General features: G+C 63.0%; 14 protein-coding genes. 11 read left to right on the top strand and 3 right to left on the bottom strand.

The window, feature by feature from the left end; translation table 11 throughout:
• The first annotated feature begins 80 nt into the window (after positions 1-80).
• The 8 genes from JWP26_RS00610 (at position 81) to JWP26_RS00575 (ending at position 10,304) form a co-directional block, all read left to right on the top strand.
• Entirely contained in the window at positions 81-1,322 is a 1,242-nt protein-coding gene (locus tag JWP26_RS00610; protein ID WP_299721908.1) for an MFS transporter, read from the top strand.
• A gap of 181 nt (positions 1,323-1,503) precedes the next feature.
• A complete protein-coding gene (locus JWP26_RS00605) occupies positions 1,504-2,151 on the top strand; it encodes a protein-L-isoaspartate O-methyltransferase (protein WP_299721905.1) in 648 nt (215 codons plus the stop codon).
• Positions 2,152-2,320: 169 nt separating this feature from the next.
• Positions 2,321-3,646 (top strand): TolC family outer membrane protein, encoded by a 1,326-nt coding sequence (locus JWP26_RS00600; protein WP_299721902.1) that lies wholly within the window; start codon positions 2,321-2,323, stop codon positions 3,644-3,646.
• Positions 3,647-3,875: 229 nt separating this feature from the next.
• Complete coding sequence (locus tag JWP26_RS00595) at positions 3,876-4,631, top strand: PopZ family protein (protein ID WP_299721899.1); 756 nt, start codon at positions 3,876-3,878, stop codon at positions 4,629-4,631.
• A 136-nt stretch (positions 4,632-4,767) separates the two neighbouring features.
• Entirely contained in the window at positions 4,768-7,647 is a 2,880-nt protein-coding gene (locus JWP26_RS00590; RefSeq protein WP_299721896.1) for a valine--tRNA ligase, read from the top strand.
• Between the two features lie 7 nt (positions 7,648-7,654).
• Entirely contained in the window at positions 7,655-8,662 is a 1,008-nt protein-coding gene (locus JWP26_RS00585; protein WP_299721892.1) for a CorA family divalent cation transporter, read from the top strand.
• 236 nt (positions 8,663-8,898) lie between these two features.
• A complete protein-coding gene (locus JWP26_RS00580; protein ID WP_299721889.1) occupies positions 8,899-10,044 on the top strand; it encodes a tetratricopeptide repeat protein in 1,146 nt (381 codons plus the stop codon).
• A gap of 23 nt (positions 10,045-10,067) precedes the next feature.
• Positions 10,068-10,304, top strand: coding sequence for a hypothetical protein (locus JWP26_RS00575; RefSeq protein ID WP_299721886.1), 237 nt, complete (start codon positions 10,068-10,070; stop codon positions 10,302-10,304).
• On the opposite strand, the gene xth is transcribed toward JWP26_RS00575, so the two are convergent.
• The 3 genes from xth to erpA are packed head-to-tail and all read right to left on the bottom strand — an operon-like array spanning position 10,301 to position 12,648.
• Positions 10,301-11,080 carry an exodeoxyribonuclease III gene (gene xth, locus JWP26_RS00570; RefSeq protein WP_299721883.1) on the bottom strand — a complete coding sequence of 260 codons (780 nt, stop codon included), beginning with the start codon at positions 11,078-11,080 and terminating at the stop codon, positions 10,301-10,303. The two genes, JWP26_RS00575 and xth, sit on opposite strands and share 4 nt — an antisense overlap.
• Positions 11,081-11,139: 59 nt before the next feature.
• The gene (locus JWP26_RS00565) at positions 11,140-12,240 is read right to left on the bottom strand and encodes a serine hydrolase (RefSeq protein ID WP_299721880.1); all 1,101 of its coding nucleotides are present in this window, start codon (positions 12,238-12,240) and stop codon (positions 11,140-11,142) included.
• Between the two features lie 57 nt (positions 12,241-12,297).
• On the bottom strand, positions 12,298-12,648 hold the full coding sequence (gene erpA, locus JWP26_RS00560) for an iron-sulfur cluster insertion protein ErpA (RefSeq protein WP_299721876.1): 351 nt from the start codon (positions 12,646-12,648) through the stop codon (positions 12,298-12,300).
• An 86-nt stretch (positions 12,649-12,734) separates the two neighbouring features.
• On the opposite strand from erpA, the gene JWP26_RS00555 reads away from it, so the two are divergent.
• The 3 genes from JWP26_RS00555 (at position 12,735) to JWP26_RS00545 (ending at position 18,136) form a co-directional block, all read left to right on the top strand.
• Positions 12,735-13,928 (top strand): deoxyguanosinetriphosphate triphosphohydrolase, encoded by a 1,194-nt coding sequence (locus JWP26_RS00555; RefSeq protein ID WP_299721875.1) that lies wholly within the window; start codon positions 12,735-12,737, stop codon positions 13,926-13,928.
• Positions 13,929-13,958: 30 nt separating this feature from the next.
• Positions 13,959-15,707, top strand: coding sequence for an arginine--tRNA ligase (gene argS / locus JWP26_RS00550; protein WP_299721873.1), 1,749 nt, complete (start codon positions 13,959-13,961; stop codon positions 15,705-15,707).
• Between the two features lie 80 nt (positions 15,708-15,787).
• The gene (locus JWP26_RS00545; protein WP_299721871.1) at positions 15,788-18,136 is read left to right on the top strand and encodes an SPOR domain-containing protein; all 2,349 of its coding nucleotides are present in this window, start codon (positions 15,788-15,790) and stop codon (positions 18,134-18,136) included.
• The last annotated feature ends 84 nt before the right edge of the window (positions 18,137-18,220 follow it).

The following is an 18,220-nucleotide window of genomic DNA, read 5'->3' as shown; positions in this document are numbered from 1 at the left end:
ACTGTGATCGGGGCATGCCCAAAGTGGTATTGGTGGCCGCCGTTTTTGCGCTCATAGCTGCGGTAACAATGAGGACCGCGATGCCATCGACCAATGATGCTGATCCCGTGCTGATCGATTCGGCGCTGTTGCGGCAAAATTGGTCATACCGGCATTTTATCTCGTCGCGGGTGCTGTCGTCGCTGGCGCTGAATGGCGTCACCGTGGCGGTCGGCTGGCTGATTTATGACCAAACCAACAGCGCTTTCGCGCTGGGCCTCGTGGGCCTGGTGCAGTTCCTGCCGGTGCTGCTGCTGACCTTCGTGGTGGGGCAGGTGGCCGATCGCTACGATCGCCGGCGGATCGGGCTGATCTGCCAATTGATCGAAGCCGTCACCGTTGCCAGCATGGCGCTGGGCGTGTGGCAGGGCTGGCTGGGCACGACCGGCATTTACATCGGCATGGCGGTGCTGGGCTGCGCCATCGCCTTCGAGCGGCCAACCATGGCGGCGTTGCTGCCTGGCATCGTGCCGGCCAGCATGTTGCAACGGGCCATCGCCACGTCGACCTCGTTCATGCAGGCCGCCATCGTTGTGGGGCCCGCCTTGGGCGGTCTGCTCTATGGCGTCGGCGCGGTCATACCATTTGGCGTCTCGGCTCTGTTCTTCGCGGGCGCGGCCTTCAATGTCATCCGCATCCACCGGCCGGCGGCGGTGCAGGACCGGGAACCGGTGACGCTGCAATCGGTCTTTGCGGGCGTGGGCTTTATAAAGAGCCGGCCGATTATCCTGGGCACCTTGTCACTGGACCTGTTCGCCGTCCTGCTGGGCGGCATTACCTCGCTGCTGCCGATCTTTGCGCGCGATATTTTACATGCGGGGCCCTGGGCGTTGGGCTTCCTGCGCGCGGCGCCGGCCATCGGGGCGTTTTCGATGTCGATCTGGCTGGCGCGGCATCGGCTCGAACGCAATGTCGGGCAGACCATGTTGATCGCCGTGGCGGTGTTCGGCGTCGCCACCATCATTTTCGCGCTCTCGACCAATATCATCCTGTCGGTGGCGTTGCTGGTAGTGCTGGGGGCTTCCGACACGGTCAGCGTGGTCATCCGCAGCTCCCTGGTGCAGTTGCTGACGCCCGATGCGATGCGCGGCCGTGTCAATGCGGTCAATTCGCTGTTCATCGGCGCCTCCAACCAACTCGGCGAATTCGAGTCCGGCATGGTCGCGGGCCTGCTGGGCCCGGTCGACGCCGGCATTTTCGGTGGCGTGGGTACCATCCTGATCGTGCTGGCATGGGCTCGCATGTTCCCCGCTTTGCGCAAGGTGCAGACACTGTCGGGGTGAGATGGATCAAGGTGTTACGGCAAAATCCGGAATCAAGTTCTGATCCTATCTATCTTGCGCGTGGCCGATATGGTTCAATCGCACAGCCTTTTTGTCGCGCCCTTGTAACACCAGCTTGCAAGCGCACGACGCGGGGGATATTCACAACCGGCATATGAACTAGGCAGGGGGCTGCGCCGCAATGGTTGACTACGAACTCGCGCGTAAACTGATGGTCGACAATCAACTGCGCACCCATCACGTGACGGAGCGCCGGATTTTGGCGGTCATGGGCCGGGTGCCGCGCGAACTGTTCGTGCCCGAGGCGCGCAAGTCCATTGCCTATATCGATGATACCCAGCCGCTTGGCACCGGTTCGCGCTTCATGGCGCCGCCGTCGCTGCTGGCCAAGTTGGTGCAACTGGCCGAGGTTCAGGCCGGAGACGACGTGCTCGATATCGGGGCCGGCACCGGCTATTCGGTCGCGGTTCTGGCCGGCCTTGGCGCCAACGTGCTGGGGCTGGAAGAAGACCTGGCTTTGGTCTCCGTGGCCAATGCAAATCTCGCTTCGCTGGGTGTCGCCAATGGGCGTGTGACCAGCGGCTCGATCGCCGACGCAAGCGGTGTTTTCGACGTGATCGTGCTGCAGGGCGCGGTTGAAACCGTGCCGCAGGCCCTGTTTGCGCGGCTCAAGGACGGTGGCCGGCTGGTGGCCATGATTCGTCACGGTGCTGTTGCGGTGGCTAATGTTTATGTGAAGGCCGGCACTGCGGTAACCGCCCGTGCGGAGTTCAATGCCAGCCTGCCGCCGCTGAGTTCGACGCGGCCGGCGGAACAATTCGTTTTTTAACTATCGTGGCGGATGATACTGTTGCGTCTTAGGCACGGCAGCCAATTATCTCGCGGTTGAAATTTTGCTAAGGACTGCCAGGGCTGGCCGGAAGGCCCAACTCGCGGCATAAGAGTATGGAACTGGAGAGTTGGTCATGTACCCAATGCGTGTTTTAATGGCGGGGGCCATGGCCGTCGCTTTGGGAGCGCTGCCCGTCGCGGCGCAAGCGGAAACCTTGGCTCAGGCGCTGGCCAGCGCTTACACCAACAACCCCAATATCGAATCGGCGTTGCTCAGCGTGAAGTCCGCTGCCGAGGATATCGCCCTGCGCGAAGCCGGCAAGCGCCCCACGATCGGCGCCAACATCACCGGCGACTATAGCTGGTCGGTCGCCAATGGCGGTTTTCAAAGCGATACCGGCCTGACCGGCGGCCTCAGCTATAACCAGACCCTGTTCGACAATTTCAAGACCGAAGCCCAGATCGAGCAGGCGCGTGCGCTGTCCGATTTGAGCGGCCAGGCGCTGCGCAATGCCGAGCAGAACGTGCTGCTCTCGGTGGCCCAGGCCTATATGAATGTCATCCGCGATACACAGCTTGTCGCGTCGCGCCAGGAAAGCATCACCTTTTACGACGCGCAGTTGAAGTCGGCCAATGACCGTCTCGACGTGGGCGAGGGCACCAAGATCGATGTGGCCCAGGCCACCGCACGCCAGGCCCAGGCCGTCGCCTCCTACCGTGCCGCGGTTGCCAGCCTGCAGACCAGCCAGGCGAGCTACCAGCGCTGGGTCGGCCACAAGGCGTCCAACCTGACTTCCAATGTCGGTTTCGCCTCCATGATTCCCACCAGCATCGACAGCGCTATTGCCAGCGCCGAGGAGCGCCACCCGGCGATCCTGAGCGCCAAGGCCGCCATTCGCGCAGGCCAAGCGGGCACCGATGGTGCCCAGGCCGCGTTCGGCCCGACCCTGGACCTGATCGGCTCGCTCTGCGGTATCGGTTGCTTTGGCAATACCGGCCAGCAAGGTGTTGCGGGCTCGGTGAAGCTGTCGCTGACCATTCCGATCTATGCCGGCGGCGCGCTTGGCGCCAGCGTGCGCAAGGCCAATATCGAGCAGATCAAGAGCGAAGTCGACGCCATGGCGACCTATGACGAGGTCCGCGAGGCTGTCATCACCTCCTGGTCGACACTGCAGAATGCCTCTGCCCAGATTACCTCGGCAGAAGCCAGCGTCGCGTCGGTGCAGCAGGTGCTCAATGGCGTGATCCAGGAACGTGATCTCGGCCAGCGCACCACTCTCGACGTGCTCGACTCGCAGGCCGAACTGACCACCTCCAAGGAGGCTCTGATCCAGGCCAGCTCCAGCCGGGTCATCGCCATGTTCACCCTGATCGCCGCCACTGGGCGCCTCTCGGCCGCGGAGCTCAAGCTGCCCGTCTCGCTCAAATCGGGCGACAACTACACTTCCACCGTCGAAGACGTGTGGCAGGAATTGCGCACCGTCGCCGACTAGCTTTGCTGGCTGACAAGATTTGCAATCCACAATTGGTGGCCGGACATTGTCCGGCCACAAGTTTTAGTGGAAGACCCTACAGTTCTGAACGATCACGATTCCTTAATCTTCCCGCCCGGTCTAAGGTGGTTGGGACGAATCAGGTGGCCACGTTGCGGATGGCCGCCAGCACGATGTCTGCAGTGAGTAAGAGGCACCGATGAATAAGCCTGCCCCCAAAGAGCCGTCGATGGATGAAATTCTGTCGTCTATCCGGCAGATTATTGCTGACGACGATGCGACCGTGCCACGCCGGCCCTCTGCCCAGGCAGCGCCGCCGCCGATGCAGGCAACTCCGGCCCGGCCGGCCTTGGCGCCGGCCCCCGCTGCCAATCGCGATCTCAACGACATGCTCGAAGATATCGAGCCGCTAGCGCTGTCGTCCTCCCAGATTCTTGAAGACCAGGACGACGATGATCCGATGGCAGGCTTGAGCTTCAACCCGATCGCCGCGGTCGAAGAGGAAGAGCCGATCGCCTTTGCGCCGCGCGCCTTCGTTCCGCCCGAACTGGTCGAGGCCGAGGACATCACCTTCGATATCGCCGAGCCGGAAGCCGAACCCGAGCCGGAAACCTCATTTGCGGCTTTCCTGGCTCCCGAGCCCGAGGCGACTTTCGAGCCTGAGGCCGAGGAACCCGCGTTCACCGCGCCGCCCGCCGCTGCCTTCCGGCCGCAGCCTTCGGTTGCGCAGGCCGCACCAATGCCCGATCCGACCCTGAGCTCCGATATGGCCGAACAATTGATTGAACCTGCGACCCAGTCGGCCGTCCGCTCCTCGATCACCAAGCTGAACCGCATGGGCTTGGGCAATTCCGGCGCCACGATCGAGTCGCTGATGCGCGACATGCTGCGCCCCATGCTCAAGGAATGGCTGGACGAAAACCTGCCATCGGTCGTCGAGCGCATGGTGGAAAAGGAAATCGCTCGCGTCTCCCGCGGCGATTGAAGCCTTCCTATATATAGAGCTGATGACGCGTCGCTGTTGACCCTGCGGCGCGCATTTGCTTGAAGTCTGCCCAACCCTTTGAACCGGCCCGCCGCGTCACCAGACTTGGCGGGTTGTTGCCGTTGTGAGTGACGTGATGATCGAAAAAAGCTACGAGCCCGCCGCCGTCGAGACCCGTATCTATGCCGACTGGCTGAAGGCCAATGCCTTTGCCGCCGGGGCAGGGGCCGCCGAAGGCGCCGAGACCTTCACCATCGTCATCCCGCCGCCCAACGTTACCGGCTCGCTGCATATCGGGCACGCGTTGAACAATACCATTCAAGACATCCTGGTGCGGTTCAACCGCATGCTGAAGAAGGACGTGCTGTGGCAGCCGGGCATGGACCATGCGGGCATCGCTACCCAGATGATGGTCGAGCGCCAGTTGATGGAGCGCCAGCTTCCCGGCCGCCGCGAAATGGGCCGCGAAAAGTTCCTGGAACGCGTCTGGGAGTGGAAGGCCGAAAGCGGCGGCACCATTTTCAACCAGCTGCAGCGCCTCGGCGCCTCGGCCGATTTCAGCCGTGAACGCTTCACCATGGGTGAAAATGGCGCGCCGGACGACCAGATGGTCCGCGCCGTCACCAAGGTGTTCGTCGAGCTGCACAAGCGCGGCCTGATCTATCGCGCCAAGCGGCTGGTCAACTGGCATCCGGGGCTGGAAACCGCCATTTCCGACCTCGAAGTTGAGAACATCGAGATCAAGGGCCACATGTGGCATCTGCGCTATCCTCTGGCGGATGGCGTGACCTACCAATTCCCCATCGCCCATGACGAGGACGGCAAGCCCACCGAATGGGAGACGCGCGACTATATCATTGTCGCCACCACGCGCCCCGAGACCATGCTGGGCGACAGCGGCATTGCGGTGCATCCCGAGGACGAGCGCTATGCGAGCCTGGTCGGCAAATTCGTCGACCTCCCGCTGGTGGGCCGACGCATTCCCATCGTGGCTGACGAATACGCAGACCCAACGCTGGGCACCGGCGCGGTCAAAATCACCCCGGCGCATGACTTCAACGATTTCGAGGTCGGTGTTCGCAACAATCTCGAGCAGATCAACGTCTTCACCACGAACGGCTCGATCGTTCTGGACGAGTTCATCCCGGCCGCCTATCGCGGCATGGATCGCTTCGTCGCGCGCAAGGCGATTGTGGCCGACCTGACGGCGCTGGCGGAAGAAAATCCGACCCGTGGCCTCGATCACATCGAGGACAAGAAGATCATGGTGCCCCATGACGAGAAGTCCAAGCTCGTCGTCATCGAGCCCTTCTTGACCGACCAGTGGTGGGTCAAGGCCGATGTGCTGGCCCAGCCTGCCATGGCGTCCGTCCGCGAAGGCCGCACCAAGTTCGTGCCGCAACAGTACGAAAACACCTATTTCGCCTGGCTGGAAAACATCAAGCCCTGGTGCATTTCACGCCAGCTTTGGTGGGGTCATCGCATCCCCGTCTGGTACGGACGAAAGAAGTCAGAAGATGGCTCGCTCTGGCGAACAGCAGCGTTTGAACTGAAAGACTTTGTCGCGATAGACGAGGCCGAAGCGATCCAACAGGCCAAGGACTACTACGGCGCTGAGGTTGCTGTCGTTGAGCAGCCCGCGGCATTCGATAAGAGTGATCCCTCGAAGTTTGATGTTCGATCAGAGAGTGGGCCGTTTGAGATTTGGCGCGATCCCGACGTGCTCGATACTTGGTTCTCGTCTGCGCTCTGGCCGTTCTCGACCCTGGGCTGGCCCGACGAGACGGCGGAACTGCGTCGCTATTATCCCACCGATGTGCTCGTCACCGGCTTCGACATCATCTTCTTCTGGGTCGCCCGCATGATGATGATGGGGCTGGAATTCCTCGAGGAAGAGCCGTTCCACACCGTCTACATGCACGCCCTGGTCCGCGACGAAAAGGGCCAGAAGATGAGCAAGACCAAGGGCAATGTCATCGATCCGCTGGAGCTGATCGATCAGTATGGCGCCGATGCCACGCGCTTCACGCTGGCCGCCATGGCCGCGCAGGGCCGCGACATCAAGCTGGCGACCAGCCGCGTCGAGGGCTATCGCAACTTCGTCACCAAGCTGTGGAATGCCGCGCGCTTCCTCGAAATGAACGAGTGCTTCCGCGTCGAGGGCTTTGATCCCAAGGCGACCACGCTGCCGCTCAACCGCTGGATCATCGGCGCCACCGCGCGCGGCGCTGCCGCGGTCACCAAGGGCATCGAGGATTTCAAGTTCAACGAAGCCGCCAATGCTGCCTATGACTTCGTCTGGGGCACGTTCTGCGACTGGTATGTCGAATTCGCCAAACCCGTGTTTATGGGTGAGAACGAGGCCGCCAAGGCCGAAACCCGCGCCACTGCCGCGTGGGCGCTCGATCAGATCCTGGCCATCCTGCACCCCTTCATGCCCTTCGTCACCGAAGAGCTGTGGGCCGAAACTGGCAAGACCGGCCCGGCGCGCGAGAACCTGCTGATCCTGGGCCAATGGCCCGACCTCGCGGGCCTTGAAGACGCCGATGCCGATGCCGAACTGTCATGGCTGATCGACGTGATCTCCAATGCGCGCTCGGTGCGCAGCGAAATGAACGTGCCCGCCAGCGCCAAGCTATCTCTGGTCGTGGTTGGCGCGTCGGAAACGACGCTGGCTCGCCTCGTCGCCGGCACCTCGCTGATCACCCGCCTGGCGCGGCTGGAGGATATCACCCCGCAGGCGACGGCCCCGGCCAACTCGGCCCAGTTCGTCGTCGGCGAAGCCACCTGGGCGCTGCCGCTGGCCGATTTCATCGATCTCGCCGTCGAAAAGGCCCGCCTCTCCAAGGAGGTCGACAAGCTCAACGCCGAGGTCTCTCAGATCGACAAGAAGCTCGGTAACGAGCAGTTTGTCGCCAAGGCGCCCGAAGAAGTGATCGAGGAGCAGAAAGCCCGTCGTCAAGCGGCCGTAGAACGGCGCGATCATATCCTCGAAGCCCTCAAGCGTTTGAGCTAACACCACCATGGACGACATCCCGCGCGAGCCACCGGCCGACCCGGCAGTAGCCGGCACCATCGGCGCGGCCATGCTGCTGATCTTTGATGGCAAGGGGGGTGTCGTGCGCCAGGTGCCATCGGCGGACAAGCCGGTGGTGCCCGCACGGGGTTTCATTGTGGTCAGCGGCAAATCCAAGGAGCCGGCCTTCAAAGTCTGGCTCAAGGGCGAACTCGGCCCGTTCAATGCCGATCTGCTGACCGTGCCCAGCACCCGCTCGCGCTGCATCGTGCTCGATGATCGCGCCATGGTGGTGATGCGCGTCGCCCGTCCAGGCGCCGAGCCCGACGACATCGGCCGCCAATTGATGACGCTGTGGATCGAAAAGGGCAGGGTGATCATCTCCTCGGAGCTGAACATCCCCGAATTTCTCGGGATCACCCACTGGGAGCAATCTCATCACGCGCCGGTATCACCCGCTGACCTGGTGGCCCGGCTCGGTCTGCGCGCCGCCGATCGGCTCGAACCGCTGATCGAAATGCTGGGCGACAAGCTGGACGATATCGAGGAAACGCTGATCGTTCAGCATTCTTCCCAGGCGCAAAATCGGCTCTCGCACCTGCGGCGTACGCTGATCAGCTTCCGCCGCCTGGTCTGGCCGCAACGTGACATGCTCAATACGCTCGAAATCGAGGACCTCAGCTTCTTCACCACGCGCGACCGGCTGCGCCTGCGCGAGGCCTCGGCGCGGGCGGCGCGCATCGGGGATGAGCTGCAGGCCATGTCCGAACGCGCCGTGCTGGTGCACGAACAGATCATCGATGCCCGCGCCGAGCAGATGAACAAGACCATGCTGATCCTCGCCGCCGTCACCGTGGTGTTCATGCCGTTGACGCTGCTGACTGGCGTGCTCGGCATGAACGTCGCGGGCATTCCGTTCTCGGACAATTCCCACTCGTTCTGGAGCGTCTGCGTCGGCCTGCTGCTGATCTCGCTCGGTATCGTGTGGTGGATGCGCGGCAAGCGCTGGCTGTAGATTTTAGAAATCGACCTCGGTTTGAACGGATTTCGTTCATCCTCCATTCAACTTCTGTGACGATTCCGCAACAGCCCTTGCGATTCCATTTTCACACGCCTGTCGTCAATCATTTGGCGATGTTTCCCGCCACAATCTGACCCTAAACCAGAATGACAACGCGATTGGCGGGTGGCATCTGGGGACTGGTTCGACAGCGGGCCATCCTCACTGCAGTTCACGCCCATCCAGACGAGATGGCCGCTTTTCTTGATCGTTATTTGCGATTGAACGACAAGGGGTTGAATGGGAATGCTGATAAACGGAATGACCGTGTATTGAGGCACTGGCAAACGGGCTTTGGCCGCTTCGTCGGACGCGATCGCGAGCCGGTGAAGTGGTCGGCTCAAATGCGGTCACAAACGCAGTTTACTAATGTCTTAACGCGAACCCGCTCTGCCATTCCGGCCGAGGGTTCGGCAAAAATGACGAGCGATATACGCGCCCAGCGGGGCGCGATGCGCAGCGAACGGAAGCCGCGCAGGCTCGATGGAAAGTTCGCCGGCCTTTGGGCTGGCAAAAGGAGTATGATGCGGGTCATTAGGGACCAATCCCTGATTTCCGCTACGGCGGCGCTGATCATGATGACCATGTCGGTCACAATGGCACCCGCTTATGCGCAGACAGCGGCCGACGCCGCCCTCGGCATGGCTAACATGCTTGACGGGGCAGGCGGCGGTGTATCGCGCGACGACCTGCTCGGCGCGCTCGAGGATGCGGCTGATGCCGGCCAGCCCATGGCCATGTGGCAGCTCGGCACCATGTATGAAAACGGCGAGGGCGTGGAAAAAGACCAGGCCAAGGCCTTCGGCTATTTCTCCCAGATCGCCAATCAGCACGCCGACGCGGCGCCTAAAGGCATCGAGGCCGACATCGTCGCTCAGTCGTTCGTCAAGGTCGGCGAATATTATCGCGATGGCCTGCCGGGAGCCGGCATCCAGGCCGACGCCAACCGCTCGCACGCGCTGCTATTGCACGCCGCGTCTTATTTTGGCGACGCCGATGCGCAATACCGTGTCGGTGAGCTGTATATGGAAGAAGGCGGCCTCGGCATCAATCCGCTGCAGAGCGCCCGGTGGTTCTCGCTTGCCGCTCGTAAGGGCCATGCTTTGGCTCAGGCCAAGCTCGGTGATCTATTGTTTAACGGCATTCAGGGCCTGGCACCGCAGCCGGTCGAGGGACTGATGTGGCTGACGCTGGCGCACAAGCGTGTCGCGGGCACTGCCGACGCCGATTGGGTCGATGAACTGCTCAACCGCGCCATGTCGGTGGCGACAGCCGATCAGCGCAGCGATGCGGTGAAGATGGCTGATACACTCGGGACGCAGTTCGGCGGGTTGTAAAGCATCGGAGTAAGGGGGATGCCATGCTTCCAGTCTTTATTCCGGCCACGGACGATATTCCGGGCGTTCTGGTGTCATGTTGGGGTGATGGTCCCCAGGCCTTCCTCACGCCTGATGGCAAATTGCTAAAACTCGTATGGAATGACGAAAGTATCACCTATCACCTGCCGGAGACCGTGGTGGCCGTGAAGTTTGACGACCTCAGCGCGGCGTTTCATGCTGCCTACGGCCGGCCGATGGAAGACGACAGCGCGTCCTAAAAGCTAAACTGGCCCTCGACCGGCACGTGATCGCTCGGCTTGTCCCAGCCGCGCACGTCCTTGTGCACAGTCACACCATCCAGCCGGTCGGCCGCCTGGGGCGACAGCATCAGGTGGTCGATGCGGATGCCGGCATTGCGGCGCCAGGCACCGGCCTGGAAATCCCAGAACGTGTAGACCGGCCCCGCTGTTATCGCCCGCAGGGCATCGGTCAGGCCCAGATTGCTCAGGGTGCGGAAACGTTCCAGGCTTTCGGGGCGGTAGAGGGCGTCGCCCCACCAGGCTTCCGGGTCATGCGCGTCGATCGGCGCGGGGATCAGGTTGAAGTCACCGAGCAGGATGAAGGGCTCCTCCAGTGCCAGACGGCCTTCGGTGAACGCCGTCAGCCGCTCCATCCAGCGAAGTTTGTAGGGGAATTTCTCGGTATCCACCGGATTGCCGTTGGGCAGGTAGATGTTGCAGACGCGGATCGCGCCGGTTTCGACCGAGAACACGCCCTCGATCAGCCGCGCCTGCTCATCTGCATCATCGCCAGGTAGCCCGCGCGTCACCTCGTCGAACTTCACTAGCGACAGGATGGCGACGCCGTTCCAGCTCTTTTGCCCGTGGGTTTCGACATTGTAGCCCAGCGCCTCGATTTCGGCGCGCGGGAAGCCCTCGTCGACGGTCTTGATCTCCTGCAGGCAAACGATGTCCGGCTTTTCCTCGGCCAGCCATTTCACCAGCAATTCCAGCCGCGCCTTGATGCCGTTGATATTCCAGGTGGCGATGCGCATACGCTTGATTCCTCTACTTGCCTCAAACCCTAGCCATCGCCGCGCGGACCGTAAACCGGTCAGGCATAAACCGCCCGCAGGATGTCGTCACGGAAGGGGCCGTTGCAGCCTTCGAAGGTGGTGTTGGTGCAGGTCACGATCGTCATGCGATTGAGCGGGTCGACCACCCAGTTATGGCCCCAGACGCCGCCCCAGTCGACTGTGCCCTTGGGCGCCGGGTTGCCGGCAGCCTGGGGATCGTCCAGCACGGCGCCGATGAAACCGAAACGTTTCCCGGCATCGTGTGCCCGCCGTGGCAGCTCGCCTATCTGATTGGCCAAAGCCATTGTCACCGTCGCAGGATCCAGCAGGCCCGGCCGGCCGTTATAAACCTCGAGCAGCTTCATCACGTCGTCAGCCGTCCCCGCCATCCCGGAGCCGCCATTCTGCGGCGCGGCAGGATTGAGCATGCGGCTGGGCGAGAAGGTGCCGACCACAGTCCCCTCATCGTTGCGCATGATATGGGGCTCACCCATGCGAACTGGTGGATTGCCGTCGGCATAGGCGGCCGTCAACCTTGCCGGATCGATGACGTAGAAATGCGCGTCGGTCATGCCCAGCGGTTCGGTGACGTAAGCCGCAAGCGCGTCCTCGACATCGGAGCCGTTGATCGCCGCTAATACGCCGCCGAGGACGTCGATGCTGGTACCATAAGTCCATCCGGTTCCCGGCGCGAAAGCCAGCTTCACCTTCGCAATATTGGTCAGCGTCTGTTTCAGCGAATTGACAACGCCCGACGTGCCTGAAGTCGCGTCTGGCGGGAGCAGGTCATAGGCCAGGCCCGACGTGTGGCTCAGGAGGTGCCGGATGCGAATATCCGCAAGGCTGCCGTCCGGATTGGCAGGCGTGAACCACGGAAGATAGCGCGTCACGCGGTCGTTCAGCCCGATCAGGCCAAGATCGACCAGCCGCAGCACCGTCGTCGCCACGATCGGCTTGGTCACCGAGGCCAGGCGGAAAATCGAATCGCGCGCCATCGGCGCAGCGGCCTCGCGATCGGCAAAGCCGGCCGCCCGGGCGTAGATTTCCTTGCCGTCCTTGTTGATGAGGATCACGCATCCGACTACGCGGCCTACCAAAGCCGCGTCGATTGCCGCGTCTACACGTTTCACCAAGCCCATTTTCGCTCCCCGCTTTTGCGGCGAGACGCTATGGCCTGATGGTCACGGTTTCAATGCCTAAACGGCAAAACTCGTGCCGCATCCGCAGGATGCGACCGCATTCGGATTCTTGATCTGAAATGACTGGCCGATCAGGTCGTCGGAAAAATCGATTTCCGAGCCACCCATGAATTCCAGGCTCATCGCATCGATCAGCACCGTGGCGCCGTTCTTGGCCAACACGGTGTCGTCATTGGCAGGCGTTTCCTGCACCAGATTGTATTCGTACTGGAAACCCGAACAACCGCCGCCAGCGACGGAGATGCGCAACACCGTGCCTTCGGGCTCCTTGGCGAGAATGCGGGCCACGCGCTTGGCGGCGCGATCGGTCAATACGACATTGGGGAGTGCAAGTGCAGCTTCGGTCATCTGGATGTCCACGCCGTTTGGTAATGACAGAACGGTCAGGCTAAAATAGTAACTCTTGCGCGGAATGGAAAGGGCCTTCATCGCATATGGACGATAGAGCTTCTTACGCGAGCAATCCCGAACAATCGCGCGGCCGCCTTTACAGCACCGGACCGAGCCCGACCCGCTCCGAATTCCAGCGCGACCGCGACCGCATCATCCATTCCACCGCATTCCGCAGGCTGCAGCACAAGACCCAGGTCTTCCTGCAGCATGAGGGTCGCCACTATCGCAATCGGCTGACCCACACGCTTGAAGTCAGCCAGATGGCCCGCTCCATCGCCCGTGCCCTGCATCTGGACGAGGACCTTGCCGAAGCCGTCGCCCTGTCACACGACCTCGGACATACCCCGTTCGGCCATGCCGGCGAGCGCGTGCTGCATGACAAGATGGCCGCGTTCGGCGGCTTCGATCACAATATCCAGGCCATCCGCGTCGTTACACGGCTGGAAAATCGCTACGCCGAGCATGATGGCCTCAATCTCACCTGGGAAACGCTCGAAGGCATTCTCAAGCACAATGGTCCGCTGCTGACGCCCGACGGCGCGCCCTTCGGCAAATACGCCCAGGAAGGCCTGCCCGCCGGCCTGGACGACATCCCGGCCAGCGCCGACCTCTTGTTGTCCACCCATGCCTCGCTCGAAGCCCAGACCGCCGCTATCGCCGACGATATCGCCTACAACGCCCACGATATCGACGATGCTCTGCGCGCCGGGCTCATCGTCCTCGATGATCTGGCCGATGTGCCTTGGGCAGGCCCCATCGTGCGCGAGGTCGTGACGCTTTATCCCGACGTCGCCCCCAAGCGGCAGGCGCACGAAATCCAGCGGCGGCTGATCACCCGCTCCATCGAGGACGTCATCAGCACCACTCGCGCCAATATTGCTGCCAGTGGCGTGGTCACCCCCGACGACGTTCGCCATGCAGGCCGGACGCTGGTGTCATTTTCTCCGGAAACAACAATAGCCGAACGGGGCCTCAAGCAGTTCCTGTTCGACCGCGTCTATCGCCACCCTTCGGTGATGGTTCCGGTGCGCGAGGGCGAGGCAATCGTCGGGGCGCTGTTCGATCGCTACATCGCCACCCGCGACCTGCCGGGCCGCTGGGGTATCGCTGCGCAAGTCGAATCGTCACCCGACGCACTGGCCCGCGTGGCTGCTGACTTCATCGCCGGCATGACCGACCCCTACGCCTTGGACGAATATGCCCGCCTGTTTGACGCTCGTCCGGAATTCCGTTAACCCGGCCAGACTTACACAGTCAGGTTTATCATGGACGTTTTCGCTCTTTTTGCCTCGCGGGTCGCTAATGCGCTCCAGGTTCTCTACCCCGAAGTCGGCGCCGAGTTGTTGGCCCGCATCGTGGTCGAGCCGCCGCGCGATGCCGCCCATGGCGATCTGAGTACCAATGCCGCCATGGTCGTGGCCAAGCCACTGGGCAAGAACCCGCGCGAAGTGGCCACGGCTCTGGTCGAGCATTTCAAGCACGACGCCGATGTGACCTCGGTCGAAGTCGCCGGTCCCGGCTTCATCAATTTCCGCCTGGCCGACGCCATCTGGCACCAGGTGCTGCGCTCCATCGCGGCCCAGGGCGCCGACTACGGGCGCTCCAATTTGGGCGGCGGCGAAGCCGTGAACATCGAATATGTTTCGGCCAACCCAACAGGCCCCATGCATGTCGGCCACACCCGCGGCGCCGTGTTCGGCGACACGCTAGCCTCGCTCATGGCCTATTCGGGCTATGAGGTGACGCGCGAATATTACATCAACGATGCCGGCAGCCAGATCGACACGCTCGCCCGCTCGACATTCCTGCGTTATCGGGAAGCCTTGGGCGAGACCATTGAAATCCCGTCCGGCTTCTATCCCGGCGATTACCTAGTGCCCGTCGGGCAGGCGCTGAAGGCCGAATTTGGCACCAAGCTGCTGGCCATGCCCGAGCCTGAGGCCACCGCTATCGTCAAGGACCGCGTCCTTGTGGCCATGCTGGAGCTGATCAAGTCCGATCTGGCTCTGCTCAATATCCATCACGATGTGTTCTTCTCGGAACGGCAGCTGCACGGGCAGGGGGGCGATATCGACCTCACGCTCGAATGGCTGCGCTCCAAGGACATGGTCTATCAGGGCCACCTGGACCGCCCCAAGGGCGGCGACACCGATGGCGACTATGAGGACCGAGAGCAGACCCTCTTCCGCGCCACCAATTTCGGCGATGACGTCGACCGGGCGCTGATCAAGTCGGACGGCTCATACACTTACTTTGCCGCCGACATCGCCTATCACCGCAACAAATTCATCCGCGGCTTCAAGCACATGATCAACGTGCTTGGCGCCGATCACTCGGGCTACGTCAAGCGGTTGCAGGCAGCGGTCAAGGCCGTCTCGCTCGATGCCGCCGACATGGATGTGCGCATCTGCCAGCTCGTGCGGCTGATGAAGAACGGCGAGCCGTTCAAGATGTCCAAGCGCTCCGGCGACCTCGTCACCCTGGCCGACGTGGTCGAGGAAGTCGGCGCCGACGCGACTCGCTTCATGCTGATGTTCCGGCGGAACGATGCGTCGATGGACTTCGACTTTGCTTTGGTAAAGGAGCAGACCCGCGACAATCCGGTGTTCTACGTCCAGTACGCCCACGCTCGGACCTTCTCGATCTTCCGCAATGCCGGTAAAGAGCTGCCAGCGCTAGATTTTTCGGCGGAGGCGCTCAAGGTTGCCGAGATCGAACGCATCGTCACCAGCGCCGAACTGGACCTGGTCCGGGTGCTCGCTGCATGGCCGCGAACCGTCACCGCAGCCGCTATTGCGCATGAGCCCCATCGTATTGCATTCTATGTACATGATCTGGCCGCCGCGTTTCATGGATTCTGGGCCAAGGGCAAGGACGATGTGCAGTTACGCTTTGTTAACGTTGAAGATCCAAAGCTGACTTTGGCACGACTGGCCCTGGTCAACGCCGTCCGTCAGGTCATCGTCAATGGCCTGACAATATTAGGCGTGTCTGCGCCCGATGAGCTTTCATAATTCGGGCGCAATAGTGTGATGATTGGCGAAAAATGCCCGGAATGGGCGCCGTTTCAGCAACTTTAGAGGGTGCTGCTAACATGACGACAGGCAAACCGCAGCAGATGTCCAACGAATCGAATTCTTCGGACGATCTGATCGCCGAGCTGTCCAAGCTGATGGCCCAGGATGCTCACGGGAACCGCCAGGACGTTAAGCCGCCGCAGAATGCCACGCCTGCTCCCGATTTTTCCGCGCGCCCGACGCCGGTTACTGCCCCTTCGCCCGAAGGCCAGGTGACCCCATTCGCCGTGCGCATTCCCGGCACCGCGCCGTCGCCAGCAGCCGAGCCCGCTCCCGCGGGCCTGACCCCACGCTTCGATTTCAGCCGCGGCGCCGAGCCGGTGGCTACGATTCCGCGCCAAGAACCGTCCTTCGCTCCCGCACCGGTCGCGGCGACGCCCCCGCAGCCCGTGCCGGCGCCGGAAGCGGCCAGCGCGGACGAGCCCGCACCATTCCATTTCGATTTTAATTTCGACGAGCCGTCGCAGCAGTCCACCCCGCAGTCGCAGGCCTCGGCTGAATCTGCCCCGGCGCCGGCGGCGGGACTTCTCGCCGCCGATGAGCACGATGCTATCGCCGATCTGATCGCCGCCGAGCTACGCGGCGACATGGCTGCGGCCGCCGCGCCCGCGCCCGCTGCCGAACCTGCTCCGGTCCAACCTGCGCCCGCGCAGAATGTGGCTGCAGCGCCCGAGCCGGTAAAGGCCCCGGAACCCGCAAAGGCCAGCGAGCCACCCAAGGTTGCGTCGTGGGCGCCGACGGCGGTCACGCCCAATCTGACGGATCGCCCGGTCCAGTCCCGTCCCGCACTGCGGCCCGTCAATCTGACGCCGCTGCACAAGGCCGAAAATGCTGCCAGCGACACATTCCGTATTCCGCCGGTGTTCGGCTTGGGCACGACGCCGCCCGCTGCCAACGTCGCTCCTCCTGTGGCGCCGGCTCCATTAGCTGCTGCGCCAACGCCTGAGCCAGTGGCTCCCAAGCCGCGCGCCGAGCATGGCTACCTGTCGCCGGTGCCGGTCGAACCGACCATGGCCCCGCCCGCCAATGACCTCGAATCCGGTCGCGATCCGATCGACGAAATCGAAAGCCTGATTGGCCGCGCCGTCCGTGTCGAACTCGACAACGACCGCGATCAGCAGCCACAGCCCCGTCCGCCTGCCGCGCCCGCCTTGCGTAGCCTCGCGACGCCCACGATGCCTCAACAGCCCGTGCCCCACGCGGTATCGAGCGCCGACGAGACCATTCTGGCCGCCGCGGCCGCGACCGGCGCCGAAATCGGCTGGGTCAACCACGAAGACGATCGGTCCGCAGTGGCCATGGAGGAGCCGCAGCGCCGCCGGGATCGGGCGCCGCGTCGCTCCGGCATGCTTCGGGCCTTCGCTGGCCCATTGGTCGCCGTCGCACTGCTGCTGGCCGCCGGCTTCGGCCTCTATTCCGTGCTCGGCCTCGGCGGCACCGATGGTCCCGCGCCGGTTCTCGTGGCCGATACCGCGCCGATCAAGCAGGTCCCTGAAGCCAAGGGTCCCGTCGAGCAGTTACAGCAGTCCATCGTATTCAACGAAATGGACGGCGTCGTCCCCGGCGCCGAGGAACAATTGGTGTCGCGCGACCAGGCCGACGTCAATGAAGTCACCGCCATTCCGCCGACCGCCGCTGTCACCGACGAAGGCCTGGCCAACCGCAAGGTCCGTACCGTGACCGTCCGCCCCGACGGCTCGATCGTCAGCGGCGAAGACAGCGTCGCGGGCGCCGCCATCCTGCCCGTCGATCGTCCCAATGTGCCGGCCGTTCCGGGCGCCGGAACCGCCAGTCCGTCGCTGCTCGCCAGCGCCAATGCCACTGAACCAACACCCGCTCCGGTGGCTGCCCCCGCGCCTGTTGCAGCCGCGCCGGTGACGCCGCTGGTGCCCGGCACTGAAATCGCCGTAGTCGATCCCGCTGGCGCCCCTGTCGCCGGCAAAACCGCTCCGGTTCCCTATGCTCGCCCTGCCTCGGTTGGCGATGCGCCGGCCACGGGTCCGGTGACCGCCGTCGTGGACGCACCGCAGGCGAGCCTGCCAACGCCGGCTCCGGCGCAAAATCTGGCCGCTCCCAGCGCCAATACCCAGCAGGCGGCAGCCGCTCCGGCCCAGCCGACCAGCAACGCCGCCGCCTACGCGCAACTCTCCTCGCAGCGCTCGCCCGAGGTTGCCCAGCAGGTGGCCAACGACCTGTCGGCGCGTTATGCGTCGCTGCTTAACGGTGCAAAGCTTGAAATCACGCGCGCCGATCTGGGCGAACGTGGCACCTATTACCGGGTTCGCGTTCCCGCCGCCTCGCAGGCCAGCGCAGCGCAGTTCTGCGCCAGCGTCGTTGCCAGCGGCGGCGATTGCCTCGCCATGTAATTTGCCTTGGGGCAAGGGCATTTGCCCGCCCCACTACGCTTGACGCCTCTGGTCCCAGCGGCCAAGCTTCGCACGGTAGTTAAC

It is taken from the genome of Devosia sp. (assembly GCF_028290435.1).
Taxonomy (GTDB): Bacteria; Pseudomonadota; Alphaproteobacteria; order Rhizobiales; family Devosiaceae; genus Devosia.
Note: the sequence above shows the minus strand (reverse complement) of the source record. Positions and strands in the feature narration are given on the sequence as shown.